General features: G+C 56.4%; 12 protein-coding genes. 5 read left to right on the top strand and 7 right to left on the bottom strand.

Annotated elements, in window-relative coordinates; all coding sequences use genetic code 11:
• Window positions 1–92: 92 nt before the first annotated feature.
• From ACO2Q8_RS11250 to ACO2Q8_RS11230, 5 genes are all read right to left on the bottom strand, one after another.
• Window positions 93–2,090 carry a heavy metal translocating P-type ATPase gene (locus tag ACO2Q8_RS11250; RefSeq protein WP_423344903.1) on the bottom strand — a complete coding sequence of 666 codons (1,998 nt, stop codon included), beginning with the start codon at window positions 2,088–2,090 and terminating at the stop codon, window positions 93–95.
• A 5-nt stretch (window positions 2,091–2,095) separates the two neighbouring features.
• Window positions 2,096–2,716 (bottom strand): hypothetical protein, encoded by a 621-nt coding sequence (locus ACO2Q8_RS11245; protein ID WP_423344902.1) that lies wholly within the window; start codon window positions 2,714–2,716, stop codon window positions 2,096–2,098.
• Window positions 2,717–2,727: 11 nt separating this feature from the next.
• Window positions 2,728–3,954 carry an efflux RND transporter periplasmic adaptor subunit gene (locus ACO2Q8_RS11240; protein ID WP_423344901.1) on the bottom strand — a complete coding sequence of 409 codons (1,227 nt, stop codon included), beginning with the start codon at window positions 3,952–3,954 and terminating at the stop codon, window positions 2,728–2,730.
• Entirely contained in the window at window positions 3,951–8,477 is a 4,527-nt protein-coding gene (locus ACO2Q8_RS11235) for a CusA/CzcA family heavy metal efflux RND transporter (RefSeq protein ID WP_423344900.1), read from the bottom strand. The genes ACO2Q8_RS11240 and ACO2Q8_RS11235 overlap by 4 nt, the downstream gene beginning before the upstream one ends.
• A 99-nt stretch (window positions 8,478–8,576) precedes the next feature.
• Window positions 8,577–8,900: a DUF6660 family protein gene (locus ACO2Q8_RS11230; protein ID WP_423344899.1), complete on the bottom strand. Its 324-nt coding sequence runs from the start codon at window positions 8,898–8,900 to the stop codon at window positions 8,577–8,579.
• A gap of 160 nt (window positions 8,901–9,060) precedes the next feature.
• Here ACO2Q8_RS11230 and ACO2Q8_RS11225 point away from each other — a divergent pair, with 160 nt between their 5' ends.
• The gene (locus ACO2Q8_RS11225; protein ID WP_423344898.1) at window positions 9,061–10,233 is read left to right on the top strand and encodes a hypothetical protein; all 1,173 of its coding nucleotides are present in this window, start codon (window positions 9,061–9,063) and stop codon (window positions 10,231–10,233) included.
• Between the two features lie 250 nt (window positions 10,234–10,483).
• Window positions 10,484–11,653 carry an MFS transporter gene (locus ACO2Q8_RS11220; protein WP_423344897.1) on the top strand — a complete coding sequence of 390 codons (1,170 nt, stop codon included), beginning with the start codon at window positions 10,484–10,486 and terminating at the stop codon, window positions 11,651–11,653.
• Window positions 11,654–11,757: 104 nt separating this feature from the next.
• On the opposite strand, the gene ACO2Q8_RS11215 is transcribed toward ACO2Q8_RS11220, so the two are convergent.
• On the bottom strand, window positions 11,758–12,462 hold the full coding sequence (locus ACO2Q8_RS11215) for a glycerophosphodiester phosphodiesterase (protein ID WP_423344896.1): 705 nt from the start codon (window positions 12,460–12,462) through the stop codon (window positions 11,758–11,760).
• A gap of 224 nt (window positions 12,463–12,686) precedes the next feature.
• On the opposite strand from ACO2Q8_RS11215, the gene ACO2Q8_RS11210 reads away from it, so the two are divergent.
• The gene (locus tag ACO2Q8_RS11210; protein WP_423344895.1) at window positions 12,687–12,983 is read left to right on the top strand and encodes an antibiotic biosynthesis monooxygenase family protein; all 297 of its coding nucleotides are present in this window, start codon (window positions 12,687–12,689) and stop codon (window positions 12,981–12,983) included.
• An 86-nt stretch (window positions 12,984–13,069) separates the two neighbouring features.
• On the opposite strand, the gene ACO2Q8_RS11205 is transcribed toward ACO2Q8_RS11210, so the two are convergent.
• Window positions 13,070–14,227 carry a glycoside hydrolase family 18 protein gene (locus ACO2Q8_RS11205; protein WP_423344894.1) on the bottom strand — a complete coding sequence of 386 codons (1,158 nt, stop codon included), beginning with the start codon at window positions 14,225–14,227 and terminating at the stop codon, window positions 13,070–13,072.
• 341 nt (window positions 14,228–14,568) lie between these two features.
• Here ACO2Q8_RS11205 and ACO2Q8_RS11200 point away from each other — a divergent pair, with 341 nt between their 5' ends.
• Together ACO2Q8_RS11200 and ACO2Q8_RS11195 are read left to right on the top strand one after the other, a co-directional pair.
• Window positions 14,569–15,336, top strand: a complete 768-nt coding sequence (locus ACO2Q8_RS11200; protein ID WP_423344893.1) for a hypothetical protein — start codon at window positions 14,569–14,571, stop codon at window positions 15,334–15,336.
• Window positions 15,326–17,875: an AMP-binding protein gene (locus ACO2Q8_RS11195; RefSeq protein WP_423344892.1), complete on the top strand. Its 2,550-nt coding sequence runs from the start codon at window positions 15,326–15,328 to the stop codon at window positions 17,873–17,875. The genes ACO2Q8_RS11200 and ACO2Q8_RS11195 overlap by 11 nt, the downstream gene beginning before the upstream one ends.
• The last annotated feature ends 35 nt before the right edge of the window (window positions 17,876–17,910 follow it).

Below are 17,910 nucleotides of genomic sequence, written 5' to 3'. Positions count from 1 at the left end.
CTCGTTTAGTCCGTGTGAGTTAGAATGACCAATTTGAGAGAATAAACTCCAAAACACGGACTAAACGGGGCCGCCCGGCGGTCCGTGGGTACTTAAAACTTCAAATTCTGGACCCGGACGGCGTTCAGAATCGCGAGCAGGGCGACCCCCACGTCAGCAAAAACCGCTTCCCACATCGTGGCTAGCCCGCCCGCACCCAGCAGCAGCACAATCGCCTTGACCACCAGCGACAACGTGATGTTTTGCCAGACAATCTGCCGCGTGGCCTTCCCGATCCGGATTGCCACGGCAATCTTCGCGGGCTGGTCGGTCTGGATCACCACGTCGGCGGTCTCGATGGTCGCGTCGGAACCCAATCCGCCCATCGCCAGGCCCACGTCGGCCAGGGCCACCACCGGCGCGTCGTTGACTCCGTCGCCCACAAAAGCCAGTTTCGCCTTCGGATTACTGCTCAACGCCCGTTTCAATCGCTCAACCTCGCGCACTTTGTCTTCGGGCAGCAGGTCGCCGAGGGCTTCCCCGACGCCGACTTTCGCAGCCACGGCCTGCACCACCGCCGATTTGTCGCCCGACAGCATGACAGTTTTCAGGCCCATCCGGTGCAATTGTCGGACAGTTTCGGCGGCATCCGGTTTTTCCTCGTCAGCAATCGTGAAGTACCCGGCAAACTGCCCGTCGACGGCCACCAGCACGACCGTAAACGGAATGGCGGTGAGGGCGTTGTCGAAGGGAATGTTGACGTTGTGGAGCAATTTGACGTTTCCGGCCAGCACGGTTTTCCCGCCAACGACGCCTTTTAGACCCTGGCCCGGAATTTCTTCGACGTTTTCGACCGGCAACAGCGGCTCGTTGGTGCCCGCGTAGGTCAGGATGGCCGTAGCAACTGGGTGCGTCGATTTGCTTTCCAGCGAAGCCGTCAGCCGGGTCAGTTCCCGGATGGAAAGCGTTTCCGCTTTGGCTTCCTGCACCCGGAAAACACCCTGGGTCAGCGTGCCTGTTTTGTCCATCACCACAGTTTTGACCTGCGTAATCAGATCCAGAAAAACCGACCCTTTGAACAGAATCCCCTGCCGTGACCCAGCTCCAATGCCGCCAAAATAGCCCAGCGGAATAGAAATGACCAGAGCGCACGGACAGCCGATCACGAGAAAAACCAGCCCCCGGTACAGCCAGTCCTGAAACCGGTACTCCGTCACGAAAAAGTACGGAATGACAGTGATCAGCAGGGCTAGCGCGCAGATGATCGGGGTGTAAATTTTGGCAAACCGGGCAATGAACTCCTGCGTCCGGGCCTTGCGGCTGGTGGCTTCCTGCACGAGTTTCAGAATGCGCGAGAGCTTGGAATCCTGGTAAAGTGTGGTGACTTCCATATCCACCAACGTCTGCCGATTGATCATGCCTGCCAGTACGTCTTCACCCCGGGTGATGGTGCGCGGAACGCTTTCGCCGGTCAGGGCCGCCGTGTCGAACGAGCCGGTTTCGGAGCGCAGCTTGCCGTCCAGTCCCACTTTTTCACCCGGTTTTACCTGAACAATGTCGCCGATTTTGACCTGAGCGGCTTTGGTCGATACGGTTTTTCCGTTGCGCAACACCGTAACCGTATCGGGCCGAACGTCCAGTAAGGCCTTGATGGAACGGCGCGCCCGCAGCACGGCGGCATCCTGAAACAGTTCGCCGATGGTGTAAAACAGCATGACGGCCACGCCTTCGGGGTATTCCCGAATGGCGAACGCGCCAATGGTAGCCACGCCCATCAGAAAAAACTCGGTGAAGACGTTGCCTTTCAGGATGTTGGCAACGGCCCGGCGCAACACCGGCCAGCCGACCGGTAAATAAGCGGCCAGATACCAGATAAACCGCCAGGGGTCCCGGAACCAGTCGACCGCGTACTGATCCAGCGCCAGACCACCCAGCAACAGCGCCAGACTGAGGCTAACCGGTCCGTATTCGCCCAGCTTTTCCCAAACCGAATGCGCGTGGGCCGAACCGCCCGTTTCCGGACCCGATGCGTCGGTTTCGACCAGGTCCAGGGCCTCGTGGTTGTGATCATGGTCGTGCCCGTCGTGGGAATGATTGTGATGGGTTGCCATATCGTTTAGAGTTCGATGAAGAAGTTGAGGATACCGAGGGCAATCAGGATGCCGCCGGTGATCTGTTTTTCGTGGTGTTCGAGCCAGTGCCAGTGCAGTTGCGCCAGCCCTCGGAACGACAGGGCCGTCAGCCCGACCATGCAGCCGATTGTCACCACCGTGTAGGCGATGCTCAGCGTAGCCACGGCCGCCCAGCCCAGCGTACCGGCCGTAAAGAAGAACGTTTCAATTTCCAGACAGGGCGAGAGCAGCATCGCCAGCGCCAGCGTGCCAATGATGGCTCCCTTCGAACGACCCGACAAGCCTTTCGGAACGTGTTCGTGGGCGCTGTGGGGATTATGCACGGCGAAGTAGACCAACCCCATGAAAATCAGGAGGAGCGAGGCAATCCAGCGGGTTTGGTCTTCCAGCCGTTCGGACAACTCAACGCCGATGGCTCCGATCAGCACACCCAGAACGACCGTGCTGAGGGTATGAAAAAAACCGCTCAGAGCCGCCACGCCCAGGGTTTCGCGCAGCGACCAGCTTTCGCTGCGCCCGATGAGGGCCACCGGAAGCCAGTGGTTCGGAATGGCTGCGTGAACCGCTCCAAGCAAAATACTGCCAATCAATAAGTTAAATAACATGTCATTTCCTGTTAATGAACGTGGCCGCCTTCTTCTTCCGAATTGTTCAGGGCCGAATGCAAATCGTAGGCTCCGGCAACGACCACTTTTGCATCTTTTTTAACAGACGCAGGCAGCGTGACGGCCTGGTAGCCGTTTTCGCTCACCCCAGCCTGCACCGGGATTGGCCGAAACTGGTGGTGAACCAGGCCCTCGTGCTCTTCTTTTCCTTCGTACACAAACACTTGCGAAACCGTGCCCGACCGAACCACGGCTCCTTCGGGCAGGGCCGGTTGCGGAGCCGACAGCGTCTCGATCAGGGCTTTCAGGAACGTGCCGGGCCGGAGTTGCGCATCCGGTTTTTCGAGAGCCGCGTAAACCCGCACAGTCCGGTCGGCCCCGGTTTCGCGGTTGATGTACCGAATCTGGCCCATCCGTTCGCGGCCGGTTTCGCCAACGACCGAAAGCCGCACCCGCTGCCCGACCTGCACCCGGGCAATATCGCCCTCAAAAACCGTCAATTCGGCGTAAAGTCCCGTCGTATTGATCAGTTCGAACAACACGTCGTTGGCATTGACAAACCGCCCCCGGTTTACGTTCACTTCTGTAACGGTTCCGGTAATCGGGGAACGAACGGCCACCGCCCGCGTGATGTTGCCCGCCGACAGGTCTTTCATCGACACGCCAAGCAGGGCCAGTTGCTGCCGCAGCCCTTCGGCCCGGGCGCGGAGCAGTTTCACCTGCGCGGTGGCCTGCTGAAACGTCTTGAGCGTGCCGACATTTTCGCGGCTCAGTTCGCGCTGGCGGTCGTATTCCTGCTCCTGAAACTCCAGTTGGCTGGCGGTTTCGAGGTATTCCTGCTGCAAGCGGATAAATTCCGGGTTTTCGAGCATCGCCAGCAATTGCCCCTGCCGCACCGACTGGCCCGGCACCAGGGGCGTCGAGGTTAGAATGCCGCCGTAGGGCGTCGACACCGACACCTGCTGCTGGGGCGGCACATTGATAACACCATTGACCCGGATGAGGTTGCTGAGCGTCCGCTGTTCGAGTCCGCCGAGCCGGATGCCGACGGTTTTAAACTGCTCGTCGGTCAGTTCGACCAGCCCTTCCACGTGTTCGTCGGAATGCTCGTCGGTTTTTTCAGTCGGTTCGGTCGGCGTTTCGGTGGCGGTATCCGGTTTTTGCTGACAGGCCAACAGGCTCAAACCAAAGCTGGCGATCAGCAGGAAAAACAGGTATCTAGTCCGTTTATGTTTCATGGTTCGGTGCTTCCCAGGAGGTATTCAAGGTGAATGATGGTTTGATTCAGGGCGTTCAACGCGGCCAGGTAGCCCGTCTGGATGCCGCTGGCCGTGCGGAGGTTCTGGAACAGTTCGATGTACCCAATCTCTCCGGCGCGGTATGCCCGCTCGGCCTGCTGCCGGATCAGCGCAGCTTGCGGCAGGGCCGATTCTTCGTAGTACGTTAGGGTTTCGCGGTCTTTGCGGTAGGTCTGCAACAATTCTGCCCAGGCTCCTTCCAGGCTTCGCTGGCGGGCCATAAGCTGGGCTTCCGTGCGTTGCTGGCCCAATTCGGCGGCCCGGACCCGCGCTCGCAGCGGTTTGGCGACAAGCGGAATCGCAATGCCGACCTGCCCGTACGTAAACCGGTCGACACCCGTATAAAACCGGTCAGTACCGTTGATGGTCTGAATACCCCGCAAGGACTGGTTGACCACACTGACCGAATAATCCGGCTTTAAGCGCGCCCGCTCCACCTCGGTTTCGCGCCGGGCGGTTTCGATCTGTTGCCGCAGCAGCGCCAGTTCCGGGTTTTGCCGGAAAACCGCCGAATCCGGCAAGCGAATGGCCCGGGCGGTCAGCACTGAGTCGCTGATTGCCGGTAGTTGGGCGGCTCTCAGCAGCGTTTGCAGCCGTTGGGCCTGAATCTGCTGATCGGCGCGGTTTTGGGTGAGGGCGAGCCGGAGTTGGCGGGACTCTACTTCGGCGGCCGTTTGTTCGAGCAACGAGCCTTCGCCGGTGCGTCGCCGGACGCCAGCCGCCCGAACCACCACGCTCAGCAAGCTATCCTGCCGGAGCAGTTCGCGGTGCAGAGTTTGCAGATACATCAACCCGTAATAAGCGGTTTTGACCTGAAACGCCAGTTCCTGCCGCGTCACCCGGCTTTCGGCTTCGGCCCCGGCAATGCGGGCGTCGGCCAGCGCCTTCTGGCTGCGAATCAGAGCCGGGGCGGGAAGCCGCTGTCCGATTTGCAGCGACTGATCGACGTAGCGACTGTTGTACTGCCCGGCCGTGACCAGAATGTCGGTTTTGTCGATGGCCGTCGCCGTGCCGCGCAGCGCCTGCTGGTACGACTGATTCAGCGCCGACACCCGGACCTGCGGATTGTTCTGGAACGTTTGCTTCAATGCCTGGTCGAGTGTCAGGGGTGTTTGTGCCATACTGTTGGTCGAAACCGAGAACAGTCCCAATGTCAGCAATCCGATGAAAGGCCAGCAGCCTGCCGCCATCGCTTCGGGTTGGGGCCGCAACGACTCATCCCGTTGCCCAAATCGCTTTTCGATGAGGTAATACAAAACCGGCAGGATGAACAAGGTCAGTAAAGTAGCCGTGATCAAGCCGCCGATGACGACCGTTGCCAGCGGTTTCTGGACTTCGGCCCCGGCGGTATTCGACAGCGCCATCGGCAGAAAACCGAGCGAGGCCACGGTGGCGGTCATCAGCACGGGCCGGAGCCGGATGCGGGTTCCCCGAAAAATAGCCTCCTGTAAGTCGGTAACGCCGTTCCGACGCTGGTCGTTGAATTCGGAGAGAAGCACAATGCCGTTCAAAACCGCCACACCAAACAGGGCGATGAAGCCGACAGCCGCCGAGATGCTGAAGGGCATCCCGCGCACCCACAACGCAAACACGCCACCAATGGCCGCCAGCGGAATGGCCGAGAAAATGAGCAACGCCTGCCGGAGCGAGCGGAACGTCAGGAAAAGGAGCAGAAAAATCAGCCCGAGCGCCACCGGAACCGCCACTTGTAGCCGTTTCTGGGCATCGATCAGGTTCTCGAACTGCCCGCCGTAGGTCACGTAATAGCCCGTCGGGAAGCGGATTTGCTGACGGATTTTGCCCTGCAATTCCGTCACGACGCTTTCCACGTCCCGGCCCCGCACGTTGAAGCCGATGGTGAGCCGTCGTTTGGCGTCTTCGCGCTGAATCTGGTTCGGGCCGGGCACAAGTTCGACGGTCGCTATTTCCGAAAGCGGAACCGGCGGGCCGTCGGCACTGGCAATCGTCAGCGTTTGCACATCCCGGATGGTTTGCCGGTTTTCGCCCGCCAGCCGAACTACCAGATCGAAGCGCCGTTCGCCCTCGTAGACCAGCCCCGCACTTTCGCCCGCAAAAGCCGTGCTGATGGTCCGGTTTATGTCGTCGACGGCCAGGCCGTAGCGGGCCAGGGCTTCCCGGTCAAGCTTCACGACGATCTGTGGTAACCCCTGCACCTGTTCGATGTACACATCCGTCGCTCCTTCTGCCTTCCTGACCAAAGCTCCGATCTGCTTCGAAAGCCGGGTCAGTTCGTCGAGGTCTTCGCCAAAAATCTTAACGGCCACGTCCTGTTTCGCTCCCGAAATCAGTTCGTTGAACCGCATTTGAATCGGCTGCTGAAAGCCAAACGTCACGCCGGGTAACACTTCCAGCGCTTCAGCCATTTTATCGGCCAGTTCTTCCCGATCCGTCGCCGAGGTCCATTCCGAACGCGGTTTGAGAATCACCATCAAATCGGCCGCTTCGATGGGCATGGGGTCCGTTGGGATTTCACCCGACCCGATTTTGCTGATCACTTCTTTCACTTCCGGGAATTGTTGTTTCAAAATTCGTTCAGCCTGCAACGTTTTGTCGATGGTCTGGCTAAGCGACGAGCCCGTCAGCACCCGGGTTTCGACCGCAAAATCGCCTTCATCGAGCGTCGGGATGAATTCGCCCCCGAGCGTGGTGAAGAGCCAGCCCGTACCCGCCAGCAACAGAACCGACAAGCTCAGAACCAACGTTTTCCGGCGCATGACCCCCTGAATAACCGGTTCGTACAACCGATGAAAAAAGTCCATCAGGCGGTCGGAAATGGTTCGTTTCGTTACCCCGGTTTTGCTCAACACCAGGGCCGACATCATCGGTACGTACGTCAGCGAGAGGATAAACGCCCCGGCGATGGCAAAACTGACCACCTGTGCCATGGGCCTGAACATCTTGCCTTCTATGCCCGCCAGCGCCAGAATCGGCAAATACACAATCAGAATGATGATTTCGCCAAAAGCCGCCGAAGTCCGAATCCGGCTGGACGCTTCAAAGACCTCCTGATCCATTTGGGCCTGGGAAAGGGTGAAAGAGCGAAAGGGCGAAACCGGGCCGCCGGGCGGAGCGAAAGAGCGAGAGCCGGAAAGCTCCAATCTTTCAGTGATTGGCTTATGCGTCGTCTTGGAATTCGCTCTTTCACTCCGCCCGGCGGCCCGGTTTCGCTCTCTCGCTCTTTGCAACTGGTGCAATGTGGCTTCCACGATGATCACCGCGCCGTCGACGATCAGACCGAAGTCGATGGCCCCCAGGCTCATGAGGTTGCCCGACACGCCGAACACCCGCATCATTCCAAAGGCAAACAGCATCGACAGCGGAATGACCGACGCGACAATTAGCCCGGCGCGCCAGTTGCCCAGGAACAGGATGAGCACAAAAATGACGATCAGTGCCCCTTCGATCAGGTTGCGGGAAACCGTGTTGATGGCCCGGCCGACCAACTCACTCCGGTCCAGAAAGGCGTGAATATCAACACCCTCAGGCAGCGTCCGGCGAATCTGCTCTATGCGGTTTTTGACCCGCCCGATCACCTCGTTGGCGTTTTCGCCTTTCAGCATCAGCACCAGCGCCCCGACGGCTTCGCCTTCGCCGTTGCGGGTGAGTGCGCCGTAGCGGATGGCCGACCCGTACTGGACAGTGGCCACATTCCGAATCAGCACCGGCGCACCGCCCTGCGTCCGGCGAATCACAATCCGGCCAATGTCGGCCAGGTTGCCGACCAGCCCCTCGGATCGGATGAAGTAGGCATTCGGTTTTTTGTCGATGTAAGCCCCGCCGGTGTTCTGGTTGTTATGGGCCAAAGCCGTAAACAAATCGCTAATACTCAATCCGTAGGAGCGCAGCCGGTCGGGGTCGATGGCGATTTCGTACTGCTTCAGCAAGCCGCCGAAACTGCTGACATCGGCCACCCCGGGCGTGCCCAGCAATTGCCGCCGGACCACCCAGTCCTGCAAGGTGCGCAGTTCGGTCGGTGAATACTTTTCGGTGTATCCCGGTTTGGCGTAGATGACGTACTGGTAAATTTCGCCCAGGCCCGTCGTCACCGGTGCCAGTTCGGGTTCGCCCGTACCGGCCGGAATCTGGCTGCGGGCCGTCGAAAGTCGTTCGCTGATCTGCTGCCGCGCCCAGTAGAGGTCGGTCGATTCCTGAAAAACGATGGTGACCACCGACAGGCCGAAGCGGGAAAACGAGCGAATTTCGGCGATTTCGGGAATGGTCGCCATCGTCTGCTCAATCGGAAACGTGATGAGCCGCTCGACTTCCGGAGCCGCCAGCGCGGGCGAGCGGGTGATGATCTGAACCTGGTTGTTGGTAATGTCCGGAACGGCGTCGATGGGCAATCGGCTGAGCGAAAAACCGCCCCACGCGATCAGGCCAAGTGTGAACAGACCGACCAGGAGTTTGTTCTGAATGGAAAAGCGGATAATGGAATCCAGCATACCGGTAACTAGTAAGCATAAAACAAGGGAGTAACCGCCGGACGATGGCGGGAGATGCAACCCGGTTGCACGGAACCGATTGGGCGCACGTATCCTGTTTTAGCCGATTTGGGGTGGTTGCCAGTACGAAACCGGGGCTGTAGGCAAGGTCGGTACAAAGTTGGTGTACCGCGCGGAGAGGAAAGAAACCGATGCGAAGGCGAACTGAAACACCGGGCCAGCCGCTAACACCGTACCGCAGCAGGCGCAGCCGCAAAACGGCGAACACAGATCCGGGTCGGCGCCGTCGTGCGCATGATCATCGGTAGTGAGCGTGACCGTCGTCTGTTTATCAGCGCGCAGCTTCAGGCAGCCGTCGGCGCAGGGCCAGACGGACAACACCAGCAAGTGCACGCTCAGTACCAGACAAATCAGCGACTTCATGCCGCAAAACTAGCCGAAAAAGTTGTGCAACAGGTAGTCAAAAATGTTTTTTGAGTATCGGCGTAAACGGCAAGTTTCGCCCCCGGCATGCCCGCCGTTGTTAGGTAACTCCTACCTTTAGACGATTATTGCCGGTTTTGAGAGCTAGACGATACAACCTATGAAATTGATAGAGGTTACAACCCGACAACACGAAACGGATTTTCTGAAGGTACACACCCAAATTAACCAGGGCAACCCCAACTGGATCAGGCCTTTGGACAAGGATGTGCGTTCGGTGTTCGATCCGCAGCAAAACAAAACCTTTAAGTCCGGCGAGGCTATTCGGTGGATTCTTACGGATGAGGCAGGGAAAACGATTGGTCGGATAGCGGCTTTTGTCAACCGCCGGTATAAAAATAAAGGAGATGACGTCAAGGTGGGTGGAATCGGTTTTTTTGAGTGCATCGATCAGCAGCAGGCCGCCAACGTTTTATTCGAAAAAGCCAAACAGTGGTTGCAGGACCGGGGCATGGAAGCGATGGACGGACCCATCAATTTTGGTGAACGGGATAAGTGGTGGGGGCTGCTCGTTTCGGGGTTTGATCCTCCGCTTTACACTATGAATTATAATCCGCCGTACTACCAGAACCTGTTTGAAACATACGGTTTTCAGAATTTTTTCAATCAGATCTGCTGGCGGATGTCGGTTGCGGCTCAGTTGAACCAGTTACAACCCAAGTTTTATGAAGCTCACCAGAATTTTTCCAACAATCCTGATTTTCAGGCTGTTCATTTAAAGAAAAGCCAGCTTCGCAAGTTCGCATCGGATTTCAGCACGGTGTATAACAAAGCCTGGTCTAAACACGAAGGCAACAAAGAAATCAGTAGCGAGCAGGCCTATCGGCTGTTCAAGTCGATGGAACCGATTGTAGACGAAAAACTGATCTGGTTTACCTACCAAAAAGGGGAACCCATAGCCATGTGGATCAACATTCCCGACCTGAACCAGCTTGTCGCCTATTTGAATGGCCAATTCAATGCCTGGGCAAAGCTTAAATTTATGGCGCTGAAGTATTGGGGCGTTTGTACCCGGTTTGTTGGGCTGGTTTACGGAATCGTTCCGGAATGGCAGGGAACAGGCATTGATTATTTCATGATTGTCGAAGCCGAAAAAGTTATCAAAGCTTCCACGCGGTACCGGGAAGTCGAACTTCAGTGGCAGGGCGATTTCAATCCTAAAATGCTGAATATTTCCCGCAATCTGGGGGCCGAACAAAGCCGGGTGCTGGTTACGTACCGGTATCTTTTTGACCGGGAAAAACCGTTTCACCGGCACCCCATTCTTGCGTAACTGCAATTCTTCGCTAAACACGCAACCCGAACGGCACAGACACCGCCGACTCTTCAGAACCGGTTTTTGGACTTTCCGTACATTCTTTACAAACTCTCCCAGAATTGACTAAATCTAAGAACTTAACTTTGGAAAATTTGATTTTATGGTCAAATAAAAATAGATTTTCGCCTGAAAATTAAGCTATTTTTGTTCTTCATCTTCTGAACATGAAATTTGAATACAACCTGAATATTGACTTTTTTCTAGAATGAATTTTACTGCATCCCACCTATCATTACCCCGGCTTTCTACACGGAGCATCCGCCGGAGCGCCGTGGGCGCTTTGTTTTTTTTACAGGGCTTATCGTTTGCCAGTTGGGCTTCGCGCATTCCGAGTATCCAGCAGAAACTAAATTTGTCGGATGCCGAACTGGGCGGTGTCCTCCTGGCCTTACCGGCGGGCCTGATGGTTTCCCTGCCGATGGCCGGTTGGCTGACCACGAAGATCGGGAGTCGCAAAGTAGCCACGCTGGCCGTTGGATTGTATGCCCTGACGCTGTTGAGCCTGGGGTTGGCGCAGAGCACCCTGCAACTGATGGGCTGTCTGTTTGTGTTCGGGCTGTTTGGCAATATGGCAAACATCGCCATCAATACGCAGGCCGTGGGCGTCGAAGCCTTGTATCAGCGTCCGGTGATGGCTTCCTTCCACGGGTTGTGGAGCCTGGCCGGTTTTGCGGGGGCCATGATCGGCGCGTTCATGATTGGCGCGGGTGTGGTGCCTTACCAGCATTTTGCGGCCATTCTGTTTTTTGCCCTGGCAGCTTTGGCAATTGCTTCCCGCTACATTCTTCCGGAAGATGCAAATACCAACGGTGATCAGCCCCTTTTTGCCAAACCGGACAAAGCGCTGTTGATTCTAGGCATCATCGCATTCTGTGCCATGATCTGCGAAGGCGCCATGTTTGACTGGAGCGGGGTTTATTTCAAAAAAGTGGTGATGGCCGATAAAGCGATGGTCGGGGCCGGTTACACGGCTTTTATGAGCACGATGGCTCTCGGCCGGTTTATTGCTGACTGGTTTGCCACGCGCTACGGCCTGAAACGCACTTTGCAAGTCAGCGGGATTCTGATTGCGAGCGGTTTGCTGGTTTCGGTAGCGCTGCCTTACCTGAGCACGGCCATTCTCGGCTTTTTCCTGGTGGGTTTTGGGGTATCGTCGGTGGTGCCGCTGGTGTACAGTGCCGCCGGAAAGTCGACGGTGATGTCGCCGGGCGTGGCCCTGGCGGCTGTCTCGACCATCGGTTTTCTGGGCTTCCTGATGGGGCCTCCCCTGATCGGTTTTGTGGCCGGTTGGGCCAGCCTGCGCCTTTCGTTCACGATCATCGCCGGAATGGGCCTGTGTGTGGCGCTGATGGCCGGAAAGGTGAAAGGAGAGTAAAATTTAGACAAGAGAGGTTAGACAAGCGAGAATAGACGGGAAAACAGAAGATCAGGCACGTCCTGACGTACTTCCTTGTCTTTTGTCTCTTGTCTAACCTCTCTTTATTTCGCTATTTCAAGCAGTTTTTCCGGTTCGTCGGTCGTGATGAAATCGGCTTTGCGTTCCAGCAGCCAGGCCATCGTTTCGGGGTCGTTGACGGTCCAGACGTTGACGGTCAATTTTTTCTGGTGCGCATCCTGAATCCAGTTCTCGTTTTTCTTCATGATGCTGTAGTGATAATCCAGTCCATATAGCCCGTCGGCGGCCAGGAGTTCCGGCGCTTTGTCGCCCATCAGGTAAGCCACGTTGGCCGACGGATCGAGCTCTTTCACCTTCTTGCAGACATCGTAATCAAAGCTGATGTAGTCGACCAATTTGCGGCCTTTCTGCGCTTTCACGGCCTGCACACATTTGGTCGCCAGCGCCAGCGAATGCGCCTTGCTCACCTTCGACGCCTTGATTTCCAGAATCAGCCGGGTTTTCTTCTGCTTCAGTCCTTCTTTCAGGTAGCTTTCCAGCATTGGCAGCGGTTCGCCGTTGCTGAGTCGCAGGGCCTGGATGTCGGCGGCTGGGGCGGTTTCAAGGTTGACGTTCTGGTAGGTATGGTCGTGGTTGACGATCAGCGTGGAGTCGGCCGTCATGTGGACGTCAAACTCACTGCCATAGCAGCCAAGCTTGATGGCCTGTTGCAGCGACGCAAGTGAGTTTTGCGGAGCGCCGGTATTTTTCCAGGCACCCCGGTGGGCGATGACTTTGGTTTGGGCCATACTACACACCGTTAAGCAGGCACTGAGCGATACAGACAAAAAAGAGCGAAAAAAAACCGTTTTCATGCGTTTTGCGGGTTAAGGGCGTAAAGGTAACAGCCGCGCGTATTTCCAGTCGGGCAACTGGCTAAGATTAGCGGCAAGTTTACAATAAAATAATACGACAATGCGGCATAACTGTGTACCTTACCACCTGATTCTTTGTCCCTTAACCCTTTCCTGTTATGTACGCACGTGTTATTCAGGTTTCTTTGCAGCCTGATGCGCTTGAAAAAGCAACGGCTTATTTCCGCGACTCTGTGGGTCCCGCCCTCAAAACCCTCGACGGTTTCAAGAACAGCCGGTTTTTAACCAATTCCTCGACCAACAAATGCCTGATGGTAACCCTCTGGGAATCGGAGGAAGCCCGACACAATGCCGAAACGAACGGTTTTCTGCAAAATGTGCTCGCCGAAATGAAGGGCTACTTTGCCGGTGCCCCTGTCATCGACTATTACGCAGTGGCGGTGCAGGTTGTTTGAAAGTTGTCTACATTTCACCCCCAACCCCCTAAAGGGGCTCAAAAAATCCGGATGTTTAAGCTCCCTTTAGGGGATTGGGGGTAATTTCACTTCCCCAACTCCCGAACCAGCACGTCCAGCAGCTTATCTTCTTTTAAATCCAGCGTATACTCCCAGAACATAGCCCCCGCCAGCCCTTTCGATTTCACGTAGTCAATCTTATGCACCATCGACTCCTTGTCGGCGTAGGAGATAAACGTGCGCGTTTCCGGGTTCCACAAATACGGCGCTTTGGCCTTTTCGTCCCAATACCGGGTGTAGCCATTTTTGTTGATGTAATTCGCGACCAGGTCGTAGTAATTAGGACTCATGTGCTTACCTGCCGAAGGCTGGAACAACCCCCGGTTGACGGGGCTCACGTCCGTCCAGCCACGCCCGTAAAACGGCAAACCCAGCACAATCTTGCTCGCCGGAACTCCGGCTTTGATGTGGCCATTGACGGCATCGTCGGAGCTGTTCCGTGACCGGTCGCTGAGTTCCGATTGGTACAAGGGGCTGTGGTGACCGGTTTTTTTGTCGTTGCCGTGGTAGAGGTCATACGTCATGATGTTGACGTAATCGAGGTACTTCTGGGCGTTGCCAAGTTCGGTGTGGTTCACAAACGCCGTGTCGCCCCCGGTGGCGGCTGTCAGCAGGTAATGCCGCGACGCAGGCCGCTTGTCTTTCTGACCCTGCTCGTCCAGTTGATCGCGTAGTTCTTTCAGCAGAAGCGTAAAATTCTGCTTGTCGACCGGCCGGAAAATGTTGTTTTCACCGATCTGGTCGGGATATTCCCAGTCAATGTCAACGCCGTCGAGCCGGTGTTTTTTTAGAAACGAAACCGCACTCCGGGCGAATTTTTTGCGGGAAGCATCGGTCAGCGCGGCATCCGAAAAATACCGGCAGCCACCCCACCCGCCAATCGAAATCAGAATTTGCAGGTCTTTGTTGACGGTTTTCAGCGAGTTCAGCGTCGCCAAATTGGCCGAATCTTTCGCCCGGATCGGAGCCAGTTCGCCGTTTTGCGCCGGAACGGCAAACGCGTAGTTGATATGCGTTAGTTTCTGAGCCTCAATGTCGCTCTTGGTCCAGCCCCCTCCGCCAACGTAGCCAATCAACACGTATTTTTTGGATTTCGATTGGGCCTGGACCGTTGAAACGAAGCCGTTAAACGAGCCAAGGAGAATGAGTGTGAAAAGAAAAAAAGAAAGGAGAAAGCGCTGCATCCGTAGGTTAGTTATGGTCTTAAACCGTAAAATTAATACCCACGACGAGAGACGCAAACCGGTAGACGGCAAACAAAAAGCCAGATGATGCTATTCATCTGGCTTTTGAATTCATCTGTTGGTAAGGATAGTCCACGTTTCCGTCAATATCCTTCCTTCAGATGAGTTATATCCTTAAAACGTAATTCCGGCGGTAAAGTTTCACGATTGAAAAATGGCGGTAAAATTTTTCAAAATCTTTTCGTGAATTGGCCCGGTATCTGTAACCGTTTTCTTTATTTCGTAGCCTTAATGCTTGGTTCTAAGCCGCCATCTGTTCCTAAACCTCCGTTAACACGTGTATGGAGTTATTTTTTACCTACGACATCGAACGACTTCGGTGTTATGCCGGTGTGGCCGGTAATGCCGATAAAATCAGTGTTGAGTCGCACGCCAGCCATTTGCTGCTCTCGTTCACGGACGTTGGCTACTTCAATTACTGCGTTTGCCACGAACCCGCACAATTGGATGATGTGCTTGAACATGCGCAGACGTTTTACGCCAGCCGACAGATTGACCATCACAAACTGCTCGTCGACGAAGCGCTCAGCCAAGACGATCACTACCGATTTTTAACCAACCAGGGTTATGTGCTGAAAGAACGGCTTATGGCGGTTCAGGACCCTATTCGTCGGCTCCGACCAATGCCAGCAACGGCGAACCTGCAACTCGAACCGGTTTGCGGCCAGACGATTGCTGCCTTTACCGAGGATTACCTGACCGCCTTTGAATCCGAACAGAAAAACCCCAAAACCGTCGTAACCAATTTCCGGCAACTGCTGGGCCGACCGAACCTGGGTTTGTTTCGGGTCACCAACGGTAGCGACCCGGTCGGGATTGCGGTTTTGTACGGTTCAGACGGGCATTTTTTTCTGGCGGGAGGAGCTATTCTGCCCACATTTCGCAACAACGGCTACCACACAACGGCCCTCGTGACGCGCTTGAACTGGTCGAATGCGCAAAACGCCCGGAGCGTGATTTCGTGGGCCTACGAAGGGGGGGCCAGCTACCGGAACATGCTGCGCGTCGGGCTGCTACCGTATAAATGCTACCGTGTGTATGAACGATGAGTTCCGGTTACGCTGGACGGCGGTCGTCCGGCGCGACCCAAACCAGACAGCCCTGGTCGACGGCAACCGGGTGGTTTCATACGAGGCTTTGTTTCGACGGGCTACGCAGTATGCGAAGGCCTTAATAAATCGGAGGGTTTACCAGACATGCATTCCGGTTTTTCTCACTGATCCGGTCGAACACGTCGTGGCTTTACTGGGCGTGCTACTGTCGGGCAATTACTACCATTCGGTTCGGCTACCGGTGGGCGAACTGCCCGATTTGCTGCCGGAAGGTGCGGTTGTCATCAGCGACTTTTCAATCCGGTTTTCGGAGCAATCCAGGCGGATAACCCTGACACCTGCTGCGCTGGAACCAGTCGATCGTGACACAGATTTATGTCCGGTGGTCCGCCCGACGGATGCGTTTTGCCTCTTTACAACCTCAGGCAGTACGGGCGCGCCCAAGCAGGTGATTCATTCGCACCAGAGTGTATTAACCGACACCTTGCGGCAAATTGCTGACAACCATATTTCGCATACCGACCGGATTGACCTGCTCTTTTCGCTCGAATTCAGTGCGTCGCTGGCCTGTCTTTTTCCGGCCCTGCTGACGGGCGCGACGGTGGTGTTTCACGACCTGAAAACGGCGGGTGTCCTGTCATTGCCGACGTTCTGGCAACAGCAGCACATTTCGTTCAGCAGCCTGTCGGTCAGCACGTTTCGAGCCTTGTTAAAAACCGGACCGGATTTGAAAAACCTGACAGGCCTGCGAATGCTGTCCATCGGAGCCGAGCCCGTGCGGCCCGACGATATTACCGGTTTTCAAGACCGCTTTCCGGCCAACACGGTCCTGCAAGTGGCCTACGCGACCACGGAAACCCGGACCATTTCCGAACACAAAATCCGGGTCGATACGCCGGTTTCGGATGCGTTGTTTTCGGTGGGAAAACCAGTCGTCGGTCGGGCGGTATCAATCCGTTCCGAAACCGGGGAACAGCTACCACCGAAGCACATGGGCGAGATCGTGGTAACGGCCCGGCACATTCCGTCGGCCTATCCGAACCGGCCGGATGCGACCCAACGTGCTTACTGGGTTGATGCCGACGGCTGGGTGCAGTACGCCACCGGCGACCTGGGTTTTCTGGATGATAATGGTTATCTGTTCTGGTGCGGCCGGACCGATTTTGTGGTTAAGATTAACGGACAGAAAGTAAGTCTGATTCAGGTGGAACAGGAACTCAAAGGCGAACCGGGCGTGCTGAATGCCGCCGTCGTGTACGACACCCGTTCCGCCGACCGTCCTTTGCTGAAAGCCTTTTTGTGTGTCGAACCCGGTTTTGACGAATCGCGGCTCCGGCGCTCGCTGGCGCAACGGTTGCCCGCCCTCATGTGCCCCGACCGCTATGTGCTGCTCGACGCCCTGCCGCTGACCAAAACCGGGAAAGTAGACCGGACGCGGCTGGCAACCTGGCCCGAAATTGAGGCCCGGCAGCCGGTCCGGATTGTGGAAAACGAAAGACCGGATTTGGTATTCCTCATTCAATCCATCTGGCGGCAGGAACTGGGCCTAAAGCAGGAGGTGTCGGCCTACGACGACTTTTTCCAGGACCTGGGTGGCGATTCGCTGACCGCCGAAAGTTGCCTGGCACACCTGGAAAACCGGCTTTGCAAAACGTTCCCTGTGCAGGTCGCTTTCTCGTACACCAGCCCCAAAGCGCTGGCGCAGTACGTAGCGGGCCACGGGCAGCAGCCGGTTCAGTGCATCCCGTTGAACGAGCCCGAGCCGCATCGCCCATCGGTGTATTTCATTCCGCCCCTGCCCGGCGACCGGCGCATGTATCGCTGGATCGAAAGCTCACTGAACCGGCTGAGTAATCTGTATTTCGTTCATTACGAGCCGTATACGGCCGAGGGCGAGCTGATTCCGTTTCTGACGTTGATTCAGGAAATCGCACAGGTCGTTGCCGAATCTGCCGACCGTGTGCTGATCGGTTTTTCGTTTGGCGGGCTGGTGGCTTACCGGGTTGCGCTGGCGCTGGAGCAAGCAGGAAAACCGGCTTTGCGTCGGCTGGTGTTGCTCGACACGCCCCTGTACCGGCGCGTCACATTCGGGGAATCGCTGCGGAAGGATGCCGGGCGCATCGGGCGAAAGGTCCTGGCGGGGCTGCAAGCTGATCCGTCCGTCCACTGGCGGGCAAGCTGGCAGCGGGCCGTGAACCGGTATCAGAAGCGGTTCGTCGCAAAACCCGACATCCCCGTTGGAACCACGTCCTCCGCGAACTGGCAGGAGGCTTGTTTTTCGGCGGTCGGGCAGTATGTCCGGGCCATTCGGGTCGAGACACCGGTTTCCTGCCCGATTCTGTTGTTCCGGGCGAGCGATTCGTCGGCGTTTCAGTACGAGATCCGCCCCGATTTTGGCTGGAAACCGTACACGAACGCCCAGTTTGAGGAGCACGTGCTCGACGCCAACCACGACCAGGTGCTGAACTCGGTCAATAGTTATGTCATTGGAGCCGCCGTCAGCGAATTTTTGATACCCAGGAATTCGCCGGTTTGACTCCTATTCCTTCAACGCTTTTGCCAGTGCGGTTT

This window comes from Larkinella sp. VNQ87 (assembly GCF_049445795.1).
Taxonomy (GTDB): Bacteria; Bacteroidota; Bacteroidia; order Cytophagales; family Spirosomataceae; genus Larkinella.
The sequence above is the reverse complement of the archived record's forward strand: the minus strand, read 5'-3'. Positions and strand labels throughout refer to the sequence as shown.

What these genes read in the sequence shown, in the direction of transcription:
- ACO2Q8_RS11215 (WP_423344896.1), bottom strand. Translation starts at nt 12,462, where the DNA reads ATGGCCCAAACCAAAGTCATCGCCCACCGGGGTGCCTGGAAAAATACC.
- ACO2Q8_RS11240 (WP_423344901.1), bottom strand. Translation starts at nt 3,954, where the DNA reads ATGAAACATAAACGGACTAGATACCTGTTTTTCCTGCTGATCGCCAGC.
- ACO2Q8_RS11205 (WP_423344894.1), bottom strand. Translation starts at nt 14,227, where the DNA reads ATGCAGCGCTTTCTCCTTTCTTTTTTTCTTTTCACACTCATTCTCCTT.
- ACO2Q8_RS11230 (WP_423344899.1), bottom strand. Translation starts at nt 8,900, where the DNA reads ATGAAGTCGCTGATTTGTCTGGTACTGAGCGTGCACTTGCTGGTGTTG.
- ACO2Q8_RS11245 (WP_423344902.1), bottom strand. Translation starts at nt 2,716, where the DNA reads ATGTTATTTAACTTATTGATTGGCAGTATTTTGCTTGGAGCGGTTCAC.
- ACO2Q8_RS11200 (WP_423344893.1), top strand. Translation starts at nt 14,569, where the DNA reads ATGGAGTTATTTTTTACCTACGACATCGAACGACTTCGGTGTTATGCC.
- ACO2Q8_RS11250 (WP_423344903.1), bottom strand. Translation starts at nt 2,090, where the DNA reads ATGGCAACCCATCACAATCATTCCCACGACGGGCACGACCATGATCAC.
- ACO2Q8_RS11220 (WP_423344897.1), top strand. Translation starts at nt 10,484, where the DNA reads ATGAATTTTACTGCATCCCACCTATCATTACCCCGGCTTTCTACACGG.
- ACO2Q8_RS11225 (WP_423344898.1), top strand. Translation starts at nt 9,061, where the DNA reads ATGAAATTGATAGAGGTTACAACCCGACAACACGAAACGGATTTTCTG.
- ACO2Q8_RS11210 (WP_423344895.1), top strand. Translation starts at nt 12,687, where the DNA reads ATGTACGCACGTGTTATTCAGGTTTCTTTGCAGCCTGATGCGCTTGAA.
- ACO2Q8_RS11235 (WP_423344900.1), bottom strand. Translation starts at nt 8,477, where the DNA reads ATGCTGGATTCCATTATCCGCTTTTCCATTCAGAACAAACTCCTGGTC.
- ACO2Q8_RS11195 (WP_423344892.1), top strand. Translation starts at nt 15,326, where the DNA reads ATGAACGATGAGTTCCGGTTACGCTGGACGGCGGTCGTCCGGCGCGAC.